Consider the following 2,870-nt stretch of genomic DNA (forward strand, 5'->3'; position numbering starts at 1 on the left):
AGTATCAGCGTTGCCGGTAGCTCCTTCATACAATCTACAAAAACCACCAGCGCAGCAGTCACCAATGTGCCTCTAAGCATCGGCAAATGTACCTTGGCCAGCGTTTTGCCGGGTGTGTGGCCGAGTGAGCGTGAGGCCATGTCCATGCTGGGTGTGATCTTTTGCAGGGCACTTTCTACGCTGCCAGCAGAGACCGCCAGAAAACGGACGGTGTACGCGAAAATCAGCGCAAAGGTGGTGCCGCTGAGCAGCAGTCCTGTGCTGACGCCAAAGTAATCTCGCATCAGTCCGTCCAGCCAGTTGTCGAAGCCGGCGAGAGGAATAATAACGCCCACTGCCAGCACGGCGCCGGGCATGGCGTAGCCCAGGCTGGACAGTCTCATCAGCACTTGCATGCCACGTGTATTGTGAAGCCGGCGGCTGTAGGCCAGCGTCACCCCAATCAGGAGAGTGGTGAGAGCCGCAGTGCCAGACAGGAAAAGGCTGTTAAACGTGTTACGGATAAAGCTGGGGTTCCAGCTGTCATCAAAGTATTCCCAGGCGTAGTAGCCCAGAGTGGCACCGGGGATGATGAACCCGAACACCAGCGGCGCGGTACAGACAGCTACGCAAATCATCTGTCTTGGGAAGGACATGGTGAAGCGCTGGATCGGGTCTCTGTTATCCCGCGCCGCAAACTGTTGCTGGCGGCGCCGTGAATACCGTTCCAGGGTGACCAGGATGACCACAAACATCAGCATCGTAGTGGCAATCTGCGCGGCACCGCCAAGATTACCAAGATTCATCCAGGTGTCGAACAGGCCCAGTGTCAGGGTGTCCACTGCAAAGAAGTCGACCGTACCAAAGTCGTTTAATGTTTCCATCAGTACGAGCGAGAGGCCAACGGCGATAGCCGGGCGAGCTATTGGCAGCACCACCCTGAAGAACGTGCTGAGCGCTGAGTGGCCAAGACTCCGACTGACGGCAAACAAGGAGGGGGACTGTTCCATAAAGGCGGCGCGGCTAAGCAGGTACACGTAAGGGTAGAGCACCAGCCCGATCATCAGGATCGCGCCCTCCAGACTGCGGATCTCCGGAAACCAGTAATCGCTGGCGCTTTGCCAGCCGAACCATTCTCTCAGAGTCTTCTGAACCGGGCCGGCGTAGTCAAGCAAGCTGGTATAAACATAGGCAATAACATAGGCGGGTACGGCAAACGGCAGTAGCAATGCCCATTCAAAAAACTTCCTGCCGGGAAACTCGCACATGGTGACGGTCCAGGCGGTCGCCAGTCCGATCACAAGGGTGAGCACACCCACGCCAATCATTAATTTCAGCGTTGTAGTCAGGTAGCGTGGCAGGGTGGTTTCTATCAGGTGAGGCCAGATATTCTCATCGGGGAAGAGCGCGAGATACAGAACTGCAAATACCGGGAGCACGACAATCGCGGTGGTAATAAAGGCGCTGATTAACCAACGTTTGGAGGTGCGTTTGGCCAGGAGTGGTTGAGAAGGTCCCGGATTGGCACTGGAAACGACCTCGGTCATGCTGATCCCGTTGTGATAGTGGTGATGAGAAGTGTTCTGATTCTAAGTACAGACATGCCTTACTGCAATGACGCGGGTCAGATAATCGGTAAGGAATGAGCAATCGCAAAGGTTGCCATCACGTATGGCACCCTTTGCGATTGGCTGTCATCACTGACGATCCGTGATTGCTGCTAGTTATCATAATCCACACGGTCTACCAGCCTGACCGCGGCATTTCGGTTGTTGGCAATCTCTTGAAGCGACAATGTGTCCGACACCATCTCGCCCCACTCAGCCACCAGACCTGTAGGTTGGACCAGCGGATTGGCAGGATACTCACTGTTGGCTTCTGCATAGACACGTTGGGCATTATCTGAGGACAAAAACTCCATCAGCTTGACGGCGTTGTCTCTGTTGGGCGCGCTTCGGGTGAGTGAAATGCCGCTAACGTTGATGTGGGTGCCGCGGTCATCAGTGTTCGGGAATACCAGGTTGACCTGCTCTGCCGTTGGGCGTTGGTTTTCGTCCATCAGCATGTTGCCGAAGTAGTAGCTGTTTCCGAGTGCAACGTCGCAGAAACCTTCAGCGATCGCTTTGATCTGGTCCCGGTCACCGCCCTGGGGCCTGCGGGCCAGGTTGCTCTTGACGTCTTGCAGCCACTGCTGCGTTTGCGCTTCTCCGTGATGAGCGATCATCGACGAAATCAGGGCAATGCTGTAAGGATGCTTGCCGCTGCGAGTGCAGACTCGGCCTTTCCATTTTTCATCGGCCAGATCCTCATAGGAGCTGATTTCTCCCTCTTTGACGCGGTCTTTTGAGGTGAATATCAGGCGGCCTCGGGTGGTCAGCGCAAACCATTTGCCATCTTCATGGCGCAGGTTCTCCGGAATGTTCTTGTTCATGATGTCGCTTTGCAGGTCGGCGACCAGATTTTTCTCAACCAGCTCGTTGATGCGGGAAATATCAACCGTCATCACAATATCCGCCGGGCTGTTGCGACCTTCGCGCTCAAGGCGCTCTGCCAAGCCCTGGCGCGCAAAGATGACGTTTGTTTTGATGCCGGTTTCATCAGTAAAGGCGGTCAGTAAAGGCGCAAGCAGGTAAGCCTGACGATACGAGTATATGTTGACTTCGCCATTGGCGGTCGCGGCCAAAGGCGTTGCAGTGATTGCGATTAGGGCAGCTGTGGCGAGTTTCAGTCGCATAGTGTTTTCCTTCCTCATGGCTGGCTTACCTGAGAGTCAAACTTACAGGCAGTTAAAAACGACAATCATTCTCAATGCTATCTGCGTTTCAGTCAATAACCCTGTTGGGATATTTATGTAAAAATGGTGTTATGCTTCATAACACTATAAAAACAGG

General features: G+C 54.3%; 2 protein-coding genes. Both read right to left on the reverse strand.

Translation table 11 applies throughout. The features are described from left to right. Positions 1 to 1,526, reverse strand: a 1,526-nt coding sequence (locus tag IBX51_RS14880) for an iron ABC transporter permease (protein ID WP_291832110.1), incomplete at its 3' end; no start/stop codon positions are given. A gap of 173 nt (positions 1,527 to 1,699) precedes the next feature. Continuing rightward, a complete protein-coding gene (locus IBX51_RS14885; protein ID WP_291832111.1) occupies positions 1,700 to 2,713 on the reverse strand; it encodes a Fe(3+) ABC transporter substrate-binding protein in 1,014 nt (337 codons plus the stop codon). Between the last annotated feature and the right edge of the window lie 157 nt (positions 2,714 to 2,870).

This window comes from Marinobacter sp., from assembly GCF_014859525.1.
Lineage (GTDB): Bacteria > Pseudomonadota > Gammaproteobacteria > Pseudomonadales > Oleiphilaceae > Marinobacter.